The sequence below is a fragment of the Collinsella sp. LCP21S3_D3 genome (assembly GCF_052118305.1).
Taxonomy (GTDB): Bacteria; Actinomycetota; Coriobacteriia; order Coriobacteriales; family Coriobacteriaceae; genus Collinsella.
Genome location: NZ_JBQKHK010000015.1, coordinates 1 through 14,797 on the forward strand (window position 1 = coordinate 1; position 14,797 = coordinate 14,797).

The 14,797-nt window shown below is 59.8% G+C and carries 14 protein-coding genes; 10 read left to right on the forward strand and 4 right to left on the reverse strand.

The window, feature by feature from the left end; genetic code table 11:
• Positions 1-332 precede the first annotated feature (332 nt).
• The 4 genes from ACTQ1S_RS07320 to serB form a co-directional block, all read right to left on the reverse strand.
• The gene (locus ACTQ1S_RS07320; protein WP_441547409.1) at positions 333-872 is read right to left on the reverse strand and encodes a TetR/AcrR family transcriptional regulator; all 540 of its coding nucleotides are present in this window, start codon (positions 870-872) and stop codon (positions 333-335) included.
• Between the two features lie 2 nt (positions 873-874).
• Positions 875-1,804 (reverse strand): LarC family nickel insertion protein, encoded by a 930-nt coding sequence (locus tag ACTQ1S_RS07325; RefSeq protein WP_441547410.1) that lies wholly within the window; start codon positions 1,802-1,804, stop codon positions 875-877.
• Between the two features lie 10 nt (positions 1,805-1,814).
• Positions 1,815-2,597 carry a nickel pincer cofactor biosynthesis protein LarB gene (gene larB, locus ACTQ1S_RS07330; RefSeq protein WP_441547411.1) on the reverse strand — a complete coding sequence of 261 codons (783 nt, stop codon included), beginning with the start codon at positions 2,595-2,597 and terminating at the stop codon, positions 1,815-1,817.
• Positions 2,598-2,714: 117 nt separating this feature from the next.
• Positions 2,715-3,350: a phosphoserine phosphatase SerB gene (gene serB / locus ACTQ1S_RS07335; protein WP_427747576.1), complete on the reverse strand. Its 636-nt coding sequence runs from the start codon at positions 3,348-3,350 to the stop codon at positions 2,715-2,717.
• A 257-nt stretch (positions 3,351-3,607) separates the two neighbouring features.
• On the opposite strand from serB, the gene aspS reads away from it, so the two are divergent.
• The 10 genes from aspS to ACTQ1S_RS07385 all read left to right on the forward strand — a co-directional run bounded on the left by aspS (position 3,608) and on the right by ACTQ1S_RS07385 (position 14,697).
• Positions 3,608-5,395 (forward strand): aspartate--tRNA ligase, encoded by a 1,788-nt coding sequence (aspS, locus tag ACTQ1S_RS07340; RefSeq protein ID WP_427729277.1) that lies wholly within the window; start codon positions 3,608-3,610, stop codon positions 5,393-5,395.
• Positions 5,396-5,752: 357 nt separating this feature from the next.
• A complete protein-coding gene (locus ACTQ1S_RS07345) occupies positions 5,753-6,001 on the forward strand; it encodes an HPr family phosphocarrier protein (protein ID WP_441042500.1) in 249 nt (82 codons plus the stop codon).
• Positions 6,002-6,233: 232 nt separating this feature from the next.
• Complete coding sequence (locus ACTQ1S_RS07350) at positions 6,234-6,476, forward strand: FeoA family protein (protein WP_229770688.1); 243 nt, start codon at positions 6,234-6,236, stop codon at positions 6,474-6,476.
• A gap of 39 nt (positions 6,477-6,515) precedes the next feature.
• The gene (locus ACTQ1S_RS07355; RefSeq protein WP_006234774.1) at positions 6,516-6,737 is read left to right on the forward strand and encodes a FeoA family protein; all 222 of its coding nucleotides are present in this window, start codon (positions 6,516-6,518) and stop codon (positions 6,735-6,737) included.
• Between the two features lie 123 nt (positions 6,738-6,860).
• Positions 6,861-9,188, forward strand: a complete 2,328-nt coding sequence (gene feoB, locus ACTQ1S_RS07360) for a ferrous iron transporter B (protein WP_441049139.1) — start codon at positions 6,861-6,863, stop codon at positions 9,186-9,188.
• Positions 9,189-9,368: 180 nt separating this feature from the next.
• Positions 9,369-9,569, forward strand: coding sequence for a hypothetical protein (locus ACTQ1S_RS07365; RefSeq protein ID WP_117634210.1), 201 nt, complete (start codon positions 9,369-9,371; stop codon positions 9,567-9,569).
• A gap of 102 nt (positions 9,570-9,671) precedes the next feature.
• The gene (locus ACTQ1S_RS07370) at positions 9,672-11,621 is read left to right on the forward strand and encodes an NAD(P)/FAD-dependent oxidoreductase (RefSeq protein ID WP_441064097.1); all 1,950 of its coding nucleotides are present in this window, start codon (positions 9,672-9,674) and stop codon (positions 11,619-11,621) included.
• A 344-nt stretch (positions 11,622-11,965) separates the two neighbouring features.
• The gene (locus ACTQ1S_RS07375) at positions 11,966-12,313 is read left to right on the forward strand and encodes a hypothetical protein (protein ID WP_441547412.1); all 348 of its coding nucleotides are present in this window, start codon (positions 11,966-11,968) and stop codon (positions 12,311-12,313) included.
• 544 nt (positions 12,314-12,857) lie between these two features.
• Positions 12,858-13,550 (forward strand): GntR family transcriptional regulator, encoded by a 693-nt coding sequence (locus tag ACTQ1S_RS07380; protein ID WP_427719797.1) that lies wholly within the window; start codon positions 12,858-12,860, stop codon positions 13,548-13,550.
• Positions 13,551-13,674: 124 nt separating this feature from the next.
• Entirely contained in the window at positions 13,675-14,697 is a 1,023-nt protein-coding gene (locus ACTQ1S_RS07385) for a LacI family DNA-binding transcriptional regulator (protein ID WP_441547413.1), read from the forward strand.
• Positions 14,698-14,797: the final 100 nt, after the last annotated feature.

A 14,797-nucleotide genomic window follows, 5' to 3' on the forward strand; every position in this document is an offset into this window, starting at 1 on the left:
CTCGAAGAGCCCGATCGCCGCCTTCCTGGCCTCGATGTCGTGCTTCACCCTCAAGTCGACACGCATAAAAAGCCTCCCATTTCTCATGTCCAAGAAATGGGAGGCAGTTCACACTTCGTGCGGCGGGGGTTCTTTCGTCCTGCGGAATGCGCTGGGAAGTTACCCCATGCGGACAGCTGCGGGGTCTTTGTTGCGTTCGTACAAGCAACCCAACATATTTCTGAATTTGGATGGGAGGGGCTTGTTGCTGTTGGGGGGCGTTGAAGTGCGAGCGACACGTTGGGATGCGTGGCGCCTTGGGTTGGGGCAATGCTCTGGGATGAGCCTCTTACTTAGGTGAAGAGGGGTTTTATGGCTGAGAGGTAGTCTTTGGCTACGTCGGCCTTATCTGCTTTAAAGTTGTGCCAGGCCCACCATTGGACGGTGGCTACGAAGCTTGAGGCTATGTGGTGGAGGAGGAAGTTGCGATCCATGGTGCTGGCGGGGCCTGCGGGGTCGACAGGGACGGTTTCGGCTGCGCGCGACATGATGGTCTTGCGGAGACAGTCGGCGAAGACGCGCGAGCCGGCGCCGGCTACGAGGGCGCGTACGCCCTGACGACGATCCCAGAGGTTGTTGAGGATATGCTCGACCTGTACGAGCGGGTCATTGAGGGGTGTACCGTCATCGTCGAGGGCATGGGTGCAGATATCGCACACGAACTCAGCGAGCAGGTCATCTTTGCTCTTGAAGAGGCCGTAGAACGTTGCCCGACCCACATGGGCGCGAGCGATGATGACGCCAACGGCAATCTTGCCGTAGTCCTCTTCGCGCAGGAGCTCGGAGAACGCCGCAACGATGGCAGCGCGGCTTTTTGCCTTGCGGGCATCCATGGCTATGCGTCCGCGTGAACGAGCAGACAGCGGAGCGTGCCGGAGCAACCCTCGTAGGGGCGTTTGCCGGCGCCGTAGCCGACGGCTTCGATGCGGTAGCGTGAGGGCAGTTGGTCGGACGTGCGCAGCGCGGTGACGATGGCGGCGCCCGTTGGCGTCACGAGCTCGCCGGCGACCGGTGCAGGCGTGAGGGCGATATTGCCTGCCTGGCACAGATTGACGACAGCGGGGACGGGAATGGGCATGAGGCCGTGGGCGCAGCGGATGGTGCCGTGACCTTCGGAGAGCGACTCGACGACAATGTCCTCGATGCCCAGGTCATCGAGGCAGATGGCGACCGAGCAGACGTCGACGATGGAGTCGATGGCGCCCACCTCGTGAAACAGGACGGTGTCGGGCGTTTTGCCGTGAGCTTTGGCCTCGGCAGCAGCGAGTGCGGTAAAGATGGCGAGCGCGCGACGCTTGGCGCCATCGCTTAGCTGTGAGCCGTCGATGATGGCGGTGACGTCCGCCAAAGAACGGTGGTGATGGTGGTGGGCGTGGTGATGGTCCTCGTGGCCATGGCCGTGAGCCTCATGGTCATGCTCGTGCGTATGCTCGTGGCAGTGTTCGTGTTCATGTCCGCCATGGTCATGATGGTGGTGCTCATACTCGTGCGTGTGCTCGGCAGCTGTTTCGTTGCCAAAGAGCCAGGCCATGTCGTGGTCGTGGTTCTCGAGCTCCTCTGCCAGCTGAACGTCAAAGTCGCAGGCGTCGATGCCATGCTTGTTTGCACGCGTGACGGCGATCGTAAAGCCGTCGACCGGCAGCGTGGCGAGCTGTTCGCGCAGGTGCTCCTCGCTGGCGCCCAGGTCGAGCAGGGCCGCGACGGTCATATCGCCGCTGATGCCCGAGGTGCCGTCGATGATAAGCGTATGCTGATGGTTGGACATGGAATGCTCCTTAACGGGCGCAGGGTGTTCCGGTGCTCAGATGATTGATAAGACTTGCCTGGTAGGCGGCACCAAAGCCATTGTCGATATTGACGACCGAAACGCCGCTGGCGCAGGAGTTGAGCATGGCGAGCAGCGCGGCTATGCCACCAAAGCTCGCTCCGTAGCCCACGCTGGTAGGAACGGCGATGACCGGACAGCTTACCAGACCGCCGATAACGCTCGCCAGCGCGCCCTCCATGCCGGCGATGGCGATGACCACCTGTGCCTGGGCAAGTTCCTCGGCATGCGCGAGCAGACGGTGCAGGCCGGCGACACCTACGTCGTAGAGGCGGTCGACCTCGTTGCCGTAGAACTCGGCCGTCAACGCGGCTTCTTCGGCGACGGGCAAGTCGCTCGTGCCGGCGCAGGCGACAACGATGCGTCCGTTACCGGTAGGGGAGGGCTTGCCGCCCACGAGGGCGAGCTGGGCGTTCGGGACATATCCCAGGTCGATCCCGTTGTCGAGAAGCTCCGAGGTGCGGGCTGCTTTTTCGGCATCCAGGCGCGTAACCAGGGTGCGCTCCTGACCGGCATCGCGCAGCGCTTTGATAATGGCTGCAATCTGCTCGGCGGTTTTACCGGCGCCGTAGACAACCTCACCGGCCCCCTGGCGCACCCCGCGCGAAAGATCGAGCTGCGCAAAACCCAGATCGGCGGTTGGCGCCGTTTGGATGCGCGTAAGGGCGACTGCCGGGGTGACTGCTCCGTCGGCAACATCGCTCAGCAGCTGCTCAAGATCTCGCTTATCCATATATCTTCCCTTCGACGGCGCAAAGTCTAGCACTCAAAGGGTATGTTTCCGAACACTAAGACAAAATTGTTCGGAAACTAGATATAGGAGATTTGATTCTGTTGTTAGATGGATCGGCTAGTCACGCAGGATGATGTCCATGGCGAGCATCAGGTTGCGCTCGTCGATGGCAAACGGGGCGGCCTCGCGCGTCTTGGGCTTGGCGCAAAATGCGATGCCCGTGCCCGCGGCCTGAATCATGGGGATGTCGTTGGCGCCGTCGCCGATCGCCACGGTATGGGCCATATCGACACCGCACTCAACCGCCCAATCCAGTAGCTGGATAAGCTTGGATTCCTTGGTCACAATGTCTGCCGCCAGCTTGCCCGTGAGCTTGCCGTCTACGACCTCCAGGCGGTTGGCCAGGCAAAAATCGATGCCCGCGGCAGCTACGATCTTGTCGGCGACCTCGTGGAAGCCGCCGCTTACCACGCCGACCTTCCAGCCCTTGCTGTGCGCCGAGCGCACAAGCTCCAGTGCGCCGGGGGTAAACGTCACGCGCTCAAAAGTGCGCTCGAAAACGCTCTCGTCCAGGCCGGCAAGCAGCCCCACGCGCTCCTCGAGCGCCTGCTTAAAGTCGAGCTCGCCGCGCATGGCACGTTCGGTGATCCGCGCAACTTGCCCGCCCACGCCTGCTTCCTCGCCCAACAGGTCGATGACCTCCTGGTTGATGAGCGTGGAATCGATATCCATAACGATGAGGCGTGCAGTCATGGTGGGCCTTTCCGAGTGCGGTTGTATTGTAGGCACATTGTCGCACGTGACAAGCGCGGGCGGGCAGTGCGGTGCGCCAATTGTTTCGTCTCCGTCAAGTCTTTGAGCGGGAGCCACTTTTTCGCGGTACATCGGCGCGGGTGCGATAAGATAGAACGCCATGTCCGGCTGCGCGGTTTACGCAGGCTGGGCAAATCTGTACGACGCCGCCCGGAACGACACGGGGCGGCACAGATCCATAAAGGAGGATCACTGGTATGAGCCAGACCCGTCCCATCGACGAGCATTCCATGCACACCCGTACCTGCGGCGAGCTTCGCCGCGAGAACGTGGGCGAAGAGGTCACCCTCACCGGTTGGGTGAGCCGTCGCCGCGACCACGGCGGCCTTATCTTCTGCGACCTTCGCGACCGCGAGGGCATCACGCAGCTTACCTTCGACCCCGAGCACTCCGACGGCGATGCCTTTAAGATCGCCGAGACCATGCGTCCCGAGTGGCCCATCAAGATTCACGGCGTCGTGCGCGCCCGTGGCGAGGAAACCACCAACGCCAAGCTCGCGACCGGCGAGATCGAGGTCCTGACCGACCACGCCGAGGTGCTCAACACCTCCGTCACCCCGCCGTTCCAGATCGAGGACGGCATCGAGACCAGCGAGGACACCCGTCTGCGCTATCGCTATCTGGATCTCCGTCGTCCCGAGATGATGGCCAACCTCAAGCTGCGCTCCGACTTCACCTTTGCCATTCGCGAGGCGCTTCACAACCGTGAGTTCATGGAGGTCGAGACGCCCTCCCTGTTCAAGTCTACGCCCGAGGGCGCCCGCGACTTCATCGTTCCCAGCCGTATTCAGCCGGGTAACTTCTACGCCCTGCCGCAGTCCCCGCAGCTCCTAAAGCAGCTGCTCATGGTCGGTGGCGTCGAGCGCTACTACCAGGTTGCCAAGTGCTTCCGCGACGAGGACTTGCGTGCCGACCGTCAGCCCGAGTTCACCCAGGTCGATATCGAGATGTCCTTCGTGGACCAGAACGACGTCATGAGCGCACTCGAAGAGGTCCTGGCCGACGCCTTCGGTCGCATGGGTGTCGAGATGCCCACGCCGCTGCGTCGCATGGACTACTGGGAGGCCATGGACACCTATGGCTCCGACAAGCCCGATACCCGCTATGGCATGCATCTGGTCGATCTGACCGACATCTTTGCCAACTCCAAGTTCAAGGTCTTTGCGACTGCCGCAAACGAGGAGGGCTCTGTCGTCAAGGCCATCAACGCCAAGGGCGCCGGTGCCTGGGCACGTGCCAAGATCGATAAGCTCGCCGGCGTGGCCTCCACGTTTGGCGCCAAGGGTCTGGCCTGGATCGCTTTCCGCGAGGACGGCTCCATCAACAGCCCCATCGTCAAGTTCTTCTCGGACGAGGAGATGGCGGCTCTGCGCGAGCGCATGAACGTCGAGCCTGGCGACCTCGTGATGTTCGCCGCCGGCCCGCGCCTGCTCTCTGACGAGATCCTGGGCGGCATGCGCTCTCACATGGCCAACGCACTCGAGATCAAACGCGAGGGGCACGACTTCCTGTGGGTCGTCAACTTCCCGCTGTTCCACTGGGATGAGGACCGCAAGGCCTATGCAGCCGAGCACCAGCCGTTCACTCTGCCGACCGAGACCGACATCGCCAAGATCGAGGCCGACCCGTTGGCTGCCGGTTCCTGCACCTACGACTTTGTCATGGACGGTTTTGAGGCCGGCGGCGGTGGCATGCGCATCCATAACGCCGAGATGCAGATGTCCATGCTCAAGCTCCTGGGCTTTACCGAGGAGCGCGCCGAGTCGCAGTTTGGCTTCCTCATGGAGGCGCTCAAGTTTGGTGCGCCCCCGATGGGCGGTTTTGCCCTGGGTCTGGACCGCGTGTGCATGCTGCTTACTGGCTCCGATTCTATCCGCGACGTCATGGCGTTCCCCAAGACGGCCAGCGGCTCCGACCTCATGTCGGGCGCCCCGAGTGCCGTTTCCGGCGCCCAGCTCAAGGACGTCAGCCTGCGCTTGATGTAGGCGAGCGGCTACATATTGTCTCTAACGAGGGAAGGACGCGTGCCTTCCCTCGTTTTTTATGCGCGGGCGTTGCGAGGGCATAGGGTGACCGGACGTCGCGGAAAGTGCGTCCCGGAATCTGCGTCCAGAATGGGCCGCGCTTTCCCAAAGGGGGTCCTCTGGGAAAGCGCGGCCCAGAATTCGGCAAAATAATGGGGCACAGTTTCCGGTTGAGCCTTCTGGCGGAAACTGTGTCCCATCGTTGACACTCGAAGTGGGATGTGGTTTCCGTCCCGCTCTCGACAAGCATCTAACGCTACAATAACTACCACGTGGCTGGGTTTGGCCGGCCAAATGTGCGATGCTGCGGGAGGGGACATGGTCGAGTTTACAAAGACGATTAAAGATCCGTTGGGACTACATGCCCGCCCGGTTGCGCTTCTCTATGACATTATCGCCAAGCATCGTAGTGACGTGTCGGTCAGCATCGGCGATCGCCACACGGATGGCCGCGATATCATGGGACTCATGGCCCTCTATGGTGAGTGCGGCGAGAGCGTCGTCTTTCATGTTTCGGGCGTGGATGAGGCCTCCTGCGTCACGTCGATCAGAAACCTCTCGCTCTAAGCGTAACAATGTGAAAAAGGAGAGTCCCCTCTGTTGCATACATTGGTATGACAAGGCACCGCAAAGAGACCGTCTTTGCGGTGCCTTTGTTTAATATGGGAAACTTTTTCGAAAACTGAATAGAGATTCTTTCCAAAAAGTTAACCATGTGTTAGTTTACTAGTTCGAACATAGGCGCGGTTAACTTTTATCGCGTCGATGTTGAGGACGAACCGATGTTAGGAGCTCACTCATGTCTTGCGGACCGCAGATGCCGGCCATGCCGCTTTCGATGGTAAAAGCGGGCGAAACCGTGCACGTTTCTCGTGTAAAGGGCGATGAGGACATAAAGCACCGTCTCAAGGACCTCGGCTTTATCGAGGGCAGCGAGATCCACGTGGTGAGCTCGAGTGGCGCCAATATCATCGTCACGGTGCTGGGCGCACGCTTTGGCATCGATTCCAAGGTTGCCATGCACATCATGACCGTCGGTTAATCCGCAGCATTTCATAAAAACCGAAAGGGGGACAAGAGGATGAAGACGTTGGGTGACGTTAAGGTGGGCGAGAGCTCTACCATCGTCAAGCTTCACGGTGAGGGCGCGCTTCGCCGCCACCTTATGGACCTGGGGCTCATCAAGGGCACTTCGTTTAAGGTCGTGAAGGTTGCACCGCTCGGTGATCCGGTCGAGATCAACGTGCGCGGCTACGAGCTTTCCATCCGCAAGGAGGAGGCGGCCGTCGTCGAGGTCCAGTAAGGGCCCACGGCGTATATTTCTGCAGATTAAGTTAGATATTTCTAACTTAATGCAGTAACTTTGAAGCACATTATCCATCCTGCGCGGAGAAAGCAGCGCGGGCAAACAAGGAAGAAGGATTGAATGGCGGATTCTCAGATCCATGTCGCGCTGGCGGGTAACCCCAACTGCGGCAAGACCACGCTTTTCAACCTGATCACCGGCGCCAACGGCTACGTTGGCAACTGGCCCGGCGTCACGGTTGAGAAAAAGGAGGCCAAGCTCCTGAGCGACAAGAACGTTACCATCACGGACCTCCCCGGCATCTACTCGCTTTCCCCCTACAGCCCCGAGGAGCAATGCTCGCGCGATTACCTCATGAGCGGCGAGCCCGATGTGGTCGTCCAGGTGGTCGACGCCACCAACCTCGAGCGCAACCTGTACCTGGCGCTTCAGGTTATCGAGACCGGCCTACCCGTGGTCGTTGCCCTTAACATGGCCGACTTGGTCGAGAAGAACGGCGACAAGATCGACACGGACAAGCTCTCCAAGAAGCTCGGCTGCCCGGTCATGATGATTTCGGCCCTTAAGAACAAGGGTATTAAGGAACTGTTCGAGCAGGTTAAGAAGTCCGCTGCTTCCAAGGGCCAGGTGCCGGAGCACAAGTTCGATTCCTCCATCGAGGACGTTCTGGACCACATCGAAAACAACCTGCCGGCGAGCGTTCCCGCCAACAAGCGTCGCTACTACGCGGTTAAGCTGTTCGAGCGTGATGCGGACGCCTGCAAGCTCATCAACCTCACTAAGGAGAAGGCCGCTCGCGTGGAAGAGCTGGTCGCCCAGTGCGAGCAGGACTGTGATGACGACGCCGAGTCCATCATCACCGGTGAGCGCTATGGCGTCATCGCGCACATCATCGACGAGTGCCTCACCAAGGCTCCGGCCAAGATGAGCACCTCCGAGAAGATCGACCGTGTGGTTACCAACCGTATCCTGGGCCTGCCGATCTTTGTGGTCATCATGTTCTGCGTGTACTACATCGCCGTTTCCACCTTAGGCGGCACAGTGACCGACTTCACCAACGACCAGCTCTTTGGCACCGACGGCTGGTACGTGCTCGGCCAGGGTCGCGACGCCTACGACGCAGCTGTCGAGGCTGCGGGCGACGATGCCGACTCGGTTGACCCGGCGCAGTACGGCCCCTATGTCCCGGGTATCACCACCGTGGTGCACGATGCCCTTGTGGCGGGTGGCACCGAGGACGGCGGCCTGGTCGATTCGCTGGTCTGCGACGGCATCGTCGGCGGTTTGGGCGCTATCTTCGGCTTCGTCCCGCAGATGTTCCTGCTCTTTGTGATGCTGTCCTTCCTGGAGGACTGCGGCTATATGGCCCGCGTCGCCTTCATCATGGACCGCGTGTTCCGCCGCTTTGGCCTGTCCGGTAAGTCCTTTATCCCCATGCTCGTGTCCTCGGGCTGCGGCGTCCCCGGCGTCATGGCCACCAAGACCATCGAGAACGAGAAGGACCGCCGCATGACGGTCATGACCACCACGTTTATTCCCTGTGGTGCCAAGCTGCCGATCATCGCCCTGCTCATGGGTTCCATCATCGGCGATTCTTCCACCACCGCGGCGTGGATCAGCCCGCTCTTCTACTTCCTGGGCGTCTTCGCCGTCATCGCCTCGGGCCTTATGCTCAAGAAGACCAAGCTCTTCGCCGGTCGCCCGACGCCGTTCGTTATGGAGCTTCCTGCCTACCACTTCCCGGCGATCCGCTCTTGGGCACTGCACGTGTGGGAGCGCTGCTGGGCCTTTATCAAGAAGGCCGGCACGGTCATCTTCGCATCCACCGTCGTTGTTTGGTTCCTCTCCAACTTTGGAAGCTACAACGGTTCCTTTGGCTTCCTGCCTGCAATGGACGGCATCTCCGAGGAGTTCATGGACTACTCCGTGCTTGCCATGCTCGGTAACCTGGTCGCTTGGATCTTCGCTCCGCTCGGCTTTAGCACCTGGCAGGCAACTGCGCTGACCGTCTCGGGCCTTGTGGCTAAGGAGAACGTCGTCGCCACCGCCGGCTCGCTGCTGTCCGTGGCTGACGCCGCCGAGACCGACCCGAGCCTGTGGACTGCGTTTGCCGGTATGTTCCCCACCATGGGCGCTTGCGTTGCCTTTGGCGCGTTCAACCTGCTGTGCGCTCCGTGTTTTGCCGCCATGGGTACTATCCGCAACCAGATGGACTCCGGCAAGTGGACCGCGATTGCCATCGGTTACGAGTGCGCCTTCGCTTGGGTGATCGGCCTGTTCATCAACCAGTTCTACAACCTGTTTGTGTTGGGACAGTTTGGTATCTGGACGATTGTGGCCATCGTTCTGCTGGTTGCGATGCTCTTCCAGATCTTTCGCCCTATCCCTGCGCATGCATGGACCGACGAGGACGAGACCAACACTGCTTCCGCCGCAGTTTCCGCTTAAGTCCGAATAAGGATTAGCCCCTTTCCACAAGCCCGGGTGTCCCAGCGACACTCGGGCTTTTTGGCGTAATGGGGGAGATGTGGCGTTTCCGCAGATAAAACCGACCAAAATAAACCTGTCCCTTTTTGGCAGGTGGAAAATGGGGTAAAGTAAGTGATGGTTAACTAGAGGAGGCTTGCTATGGCACCTATCGATATTGTTGTTCTGGCTGTTATCGGTATTGCGTTTGTCGCGGTATGCGTGCGCATCTACCGCAAGGGCACCTGCGCCGACTGTGCTCAGGGTGGCGTTTGCACAGGACATTGCTCCAACAAAAAGACGTGTGCCGCACTTAAGGGCGTGGACAAAATCGCCGAAGACCTGGGCCGCGGTATTCATTAGTCGAACGGCGCTTGGGCATGTATGATTGCGGATACGGCGGTCGCTGATACGATAGGTGTGTTAGCAACTGCCGCCGAGCGGCTCAAACGAAAGGAACCCTGTATGGAGTCCTGTGCCTACCCGATGCTCTTTAGCCCGATCAAGGTCGGTACGACCGAGGTCAAGAACCGCGTCTTTATGCCGCCGGTATCTACCAACCTAGCCGATCACGGCTATGTGACCGACGACTTGGTCGATCATTACCGTGCACGCGCCAAGGGCGGCGTGGGCCTCATCATTACCGAGGTCGTGACGGTTGAGCCTACCTATACCTATCTGCCGGGTGACATGTGCTGCTACGACGACACGTTTATCCCCGGCTGGAAAAAGCTCGCAGCGGCCGTCCACGAGTATGGCTGCAAGATCATGCCGCAGCTCTTCCACCCCGCCTACATGGCCTTTAACATTCCGGGCACGCCGCGCCTGATCGCTCCGTCCTTTGTGGGTCCGTCCTATGCCCGCGAGGCACCGCGTCCTATCACGGTCGATGAGATTCACGAGCTCACGCATCAGTTTGGTGACGCTGCCGTGCGTATGCAGAAGGCCGGTGTCGATGGCGTCGAGGTCCATGCGGCACATGCCCACGGCATGCTCGGCGGCTTTTTGACTCCACTCTACAACAAGCGTACCGACGAGTACGGCGGCTCGCTCGACGCCCGTATGCGCTTCTTGCTCGAGGTCATCGCCGAGATTCGCGAGCGCTGCGGCAAGGACTTTATCATCGACGTCCGCATCTCGGGCGATGAGTACACCGATGGCGGCCTGACCCTCAACGACATGATCTACGTCTCGCGTCGCTTGGAAAAGGCCGGCGTCGACATGATTCACGTGTCGGGCGGCACCACCATCAAGCGCGGCTCCGCGATTCCCGCCGCCGGCACGCAGCAGGCCTCGCACGCCGCCTGCTCGCGCGAGATCAAAAAGCACGTCAACATTCCCGTCGCCACCGTCGGACGCATTAACGAGGCCTGGATCGCCGAGGAGCTGATCGAGGACGGCGCGGCCGACATCTGTATGATGGGCCGCGCCAATCTGTGCGATGCCGAGTTCTGCAACAAGGCAGCCGCTGGCAACGCCGACGAGATCCGTCCCTGCATCGGTTGCCTGCGTTGCCTGAACGGCATTATGTTTGGCAAGCGCATCTCCTGCACCGTCAACCCGGACGTGGAGCGCGACGAGGCTGGCTACGAGCCTGCCGCCGAGGCCAAGAACGTACTGGTTGTGGGCGCCGGTCCCGCGGGTATGGAGGCAGCCTACATTGCCGCCAAACGCGGTCATAACGTGGTGCTCGTGGATAAGCAGGACGAGCCGGGCGGAGAGATGCGCATCGCAGCCGTTCCGCCGGCAAAGCAGGAACTCACCCGCGTGATCAAGTATCAGTACCGTCGCCTGGCCGAGGCCGGCGTAAAGTGCGTCTTTGGCACCGAGCTTACTGCCGAGGACATTCAGCGTGACTACGCCGACTACGAGGTCGTCCTGGCCTATGGCGCCGAGCCTATCGCCCCGGCCTTCATGCAGGGCTTTAAGCAGGTTATGACGGCTGACGACCTGTTGGGCGGCAAGGCTTTCCCGGGCAAGAAGATCGTCATCGTGGGTGGCGGCACCGTTGGCTGCGAGACGGCCGATTACCTGGCCCCGTTGGTCAACGACCTGTCGCCGGCCAACCGCGACGTCACCGTCATCGAGATGACCAAGACGCTCGCCGCCAACGAGGGTGGTGCCGGTCGCGCGGTGCTCATCACGCGCATGCTCTCAAAGGGCGTTCACGTGCTGACCGAGGCCAAGGTGACCGAGATTACCGAGGATACTATCAGCTACGAGAAGGACGGCGAGATCCACACCATCGCCGGTGCCGATACGCTGGTGCTTGCTATGGGCTATCGTCCCAATACCAAGCTGGCCGACGACCTGGCTGCAGCCGGCGTTACCACTCACGTGCTGGGCGATGCCAACAAGTGCGGCAACATTCGCGACGCCATCGGCGATGGCTACAAGGTCGCCTGCGAGCTCTAGTCAACCCCTTGGCGTATGGGGACAGGTTACTTTGCACCAAGTTGGTGCATGTGAACCTGACCCCATTGCACCATTTGATAAAACGCAAGCGGCGGCCGTCCCGTGTTTGGGCGGCCGCCGCTTGCGTTTTATCATAGAAAGATCATTGCCGAGCCTTAAATGCCTTTTGTCTGTGTGCCTTCCACAATCATGTTGCGGTTGTAGGCCAGGTGCAGATACATCGTATCGTGATCGATTGAGCCATACGAAAGCGAAATTATGCGTCTTAATTCCGTACGCAAATCAAGACGAAAACCGTTTGCGTCTCGGATAAATCAGTACGCAAACGGTTTTCGTCTTATATCTTGAAGGCCTACAGGCAAAACGATTCGGCAACGGTGGAGGTCGACCGGTTTGAGTATGGCAGGCTGACGCTCGAAGGCAGCAACGTAACGTTCGACGCGCTCACGTCGGCTCGCCAGGACTTGAGTTTTCACACGCTCGAGCATAAGTGTGTTGAACATCTCGGCATTTCTGAGCTAACGCCGGATATTATGCGCACGCTTCGCTTGCTCGGCAAAGATGGCTATACCAACGCTGCGGCGATTTTGGCGGATAAGAATGATTTTCCGGGCATCGACTGCGTCCGTTTTGGTGATACCGAGGATGTAATACTTGGATCGCGAGGCGGCGACAAATATATCCGCAATTGAGCAGGTGGACAGGGCGGTGGCTATGTTTGCACGCTACTACCGTTATGAGCGTATCGAAGGGATGGAGCGCGTCCAAACCGATCGAATTCCTCTCGAGGCGTTTCGCGAAGCTGTCGCAAACGCTTTGGTGCATCGGACGTGGGACGTTCGAGCTATTGCAACCCGCATAGCGCGCCCTGATTATCAACCGTCCGTATTTCGCAGCAACTTATAACAGGCTCGGGGTGCCAATTTGGGGTGCAGTAGTGCTGCGCCACGAAAAGGGCCTATCGACTACGTTTAAGCCGCAGGGGTCAACCATAGTCGGCTTTTTCGAAAATCGACAAGCTGCCTACCTGCGGTTTTGTTTTCACGGTTTTTGGTATGGCCGAGGCTATCCGTGTTAACGTAGTAAATGGGCCACTTTTGTGGCAAGGGGCCGATCTGCGGGCTAGGGTAGCTAAAAGAGCCCCGTCCCAAAAAGACTGATTGGGAGCTGGGGCGTGTCGATGCGATAGTATTGCATGGTGGTATTCGACTAACCGAGGGTTTATCCGAGGGCTTTATGGAACAGCACCAGCATAATCAAAGCTTGCAAGATCAGGCATACAATGCACTGCGCTCCAAGATCATCTATGCCGAGCTCAAGCCCGGCACGCGCCTTTCGGCGATTGGTCTGGAAAAGGAGACGGGAATCGGGCGTACGCCCATTCGCGAGTCCTTTGTGCGCCTGCGTGAGCAGGAGCTGGTGGAAACGCGTCCCAAAAGCGGTACCTACGTCTCTAAGATCAGCATGGAGCGCGCCGAGAACGCCTGTTTCTTGCGCGAGAAACTCGAGCGAAGCGTACTCATTAAATGCTGCTCGGTCGCCACACCCGAGCAAAAGCATCGGCTCGATCAGATTCTTGCCGAGTCCGAGTCGCTCGACCATGGCGAAACGCGTCGTTTCTTTGACCTGGACAACCTGTTCCATGAGACGTGTTTTGAGATTGCCGGCCGTCACATGTTGTGGGATTGGATGAAGAGCGTCAATACGCATTTTGAGCGATACAACTGGTTGCGTATGGTGTCGCAGGATCTAGATTGGGAGCCGATTCGTCGGCAGCATCGCCGGATTCTCGAGGCCATTAAGAGGGGCGATACCGACGCGGCGAGCTATCTGGCCGAGACACACCTGCACCTGATGCCCGAAGAGCAAGGTCCGGTTATCGCCTTACATCCCGATTATTTTGAGCTGTCCAAAGACTCGGCTATCTAGCCCATTATCGCATCTGCTCGAGACGCAAAAACGATGCTGCTCACCTACAGCGTTTTGCAACCGAGAATTTTAAAAAATGCCTAAAATGGCTCAGACTGCCGACAATGGGGAAACGGGGTGCGCTATGGCGCAGATGAGAATCAAGGACATTGCCGTCGAGGCGGGTGTGAGCCCGGCCACGGTCTCGCGCTATCTCAATAACCGCCCCGGGCAAATGACCGAGGAAACCCGTGCTCGCATTGCGGAGGTTATCGAGCGCACCGGCTATCGCCCACGTGCCGCCGCGCGCAATCTGCGCAGCTCGCGTACCAACCTCATCGGCGTGATCTTGGCCGACATCGCCAACCCGTTCTCCAACGCCATGCTCGAGGGCCTTTCCGCCAGCGCCGCCGCGCGCGGCTGCTCGCTCATGACAGCCATTAGCGGCAACGATCCCGCCAAGGAGGCCGAGTCGCTCACCAGGCTTATCGACGCTGGCGTGGACGGCCTGGTCGTCAATACCTGCGGTGGTAACGACGAGGCGATCGTCGCGGCAGCGGGACGCCTGCCCGTTGTGCTGCTCGACCGCGACGTTGCCGACGGCGGTGTCGATCTGGTGACATCTAACAACCGTGAGCTGGTCGCCGGCTTGGTAGACGCCTTGACCGCCGCTGGCAGCGAGTGCCTGTGCCTGCTCACCGAAGCAAGCGACGAAAGCTCCGTCCGTCGCGAGCGCGCCGAGGCCTTTACCGACGAGCTTTCGCGCCGCGGCCTTTCCGGCGAGGTCGTCACCCTGGCCGATGGCGGCGCCACGGGCGTCGGCCGCCTGGACAAGACCATCCGTGGCTATGCAGGAAAAGATCTCGGCCTCATTGCCGTCAACGGCCTGGTTTTCCTGCGCCTGACCGAGGCGCTGGCGCAGCTTGGCCCCTCGCTGCCGGCGGGGCTCAAGATCGCGACGTTTGACGACTATCCCTGGAACCATGTGCTCTTTGGTGGAGTTACCACGGCCGCGCAGGACACCCTCACCATCGCCGAGCGCGTGGTCGATCGCCTCTCCGAGCGTATCGACGTTGTTACCACCACCGTGGGCGATGCCGCAAAGCTGGCGCCTAAACGCATCGAGGTTCCCGGCCACATCGAACACCGCGCTTCGACCTCGCGCTAGCCGCTCGTTCGTAACTGCCTGTTCGCGCACGTTTTTTGGGCGCTTGATACGCTTTAACCCTGCGGAAACATTTTTCTGCGATAGTATCTGCGATATAGAC

What these genes read in the sequence shown, in the direction of transcription:
- larB (WP_441547411.1), bottom strand. Translation starts at nt 2,597, where the DNA reads ATGGATAAGCGAGATCTTGAGCAGCTGCTGAGCGATGTTGCCGACGGA.
- ACTQ1S_RS07350 (WP_229770688.1), top strand. Translation starts at nt 6,234, where the DNA reads ATGTCTTGCGGACCGCAGATGCCGGCCATGCCGCTTTCGATGGTAAAA.
- ACTQ1S_RS07370 (WP_441064097.1), top strand. Translation starts at nt 9,672, where the DNA reads ATGGAGTCCTGTGCCTACCCGATGCTCTTTAGCCCGATCAAGGTCGGT.
- feoB (WP_441049139.1), top strand. Translation starts at nt 6,861, where the DNA reads ATGGCGGATTCTCAGATCCATGTCGCGCTGGCGGGTAACCCCAACTGC.
- ACTQ1S_RS07385 (WP_441547413.1), top strand. Translation starts at nt 13,675, where the DNA reads ATGGCGCAGATGAGAATCAAGGACATTGCCGTCGAGGCGGGTGTGAGC.
- aspS (WP_427729277.1), top strand. Translation starts at nt 3,608, where the DNA reads ATGAGCCAGACCCGTCCCATCGACGAGCATTCCATGCACACCCGTACC.
- serB (WP_427747576.1), bottom strand. Translation starts at nt 3,350, where the DNA reads ATGACTGCACGCCTCATCGTTATGGATATCGATTCCACGCTCATCAAC.
- ACTQ1S_RS07380 (WP_427719797.1), top strand. Translation starts at nt 12,858, where the DNA reads ATGGAACAGCACCAGCATAATCAAAGCTTGCAAGATCAGGCATACAAT.
- ACTQ1S_RS07325 (WP_441547410.1), bottom strand. Translation starts at nt 1,804, where the DNA reads ATGTCCAACCATCAGCATACGCTTATCATCGACGGCACCTCGGGCATC.
- ACTQ1S_RS07320 (WP_441547409.1), bottom strand. Translation starts at nt 872, where the DNA reads ATGGATGCCCGCAAGGCAAAAAGCCGCGCTGCCATCGTTGCGGCGTTC.
- ACTQ1S_RS07365 (WP_117634210.1), top strand. Translation starts at nt 9,369, where the DNA reads ATGGCACCTATCGATATTGTTGTTCTGGCTGTTATCGGTATTGCGTTT.
- ACTQ1S_RS07345 (WP_441042500.1), top strand. Translation starts at nt 5,753, where the DNA reads ATGGTCGAGTTTACAAAGACGATTAAAGATCCGTTGGGACTACATGCC.
- ACTQ1S_RS07355 (WP_006234774.1), top strand. Translation starts at nt 6,516, where the DNA reads ATGAAGACGTTGGGTGACGTTAAGGTGGGCGAGAGCTCTACCATCGTC.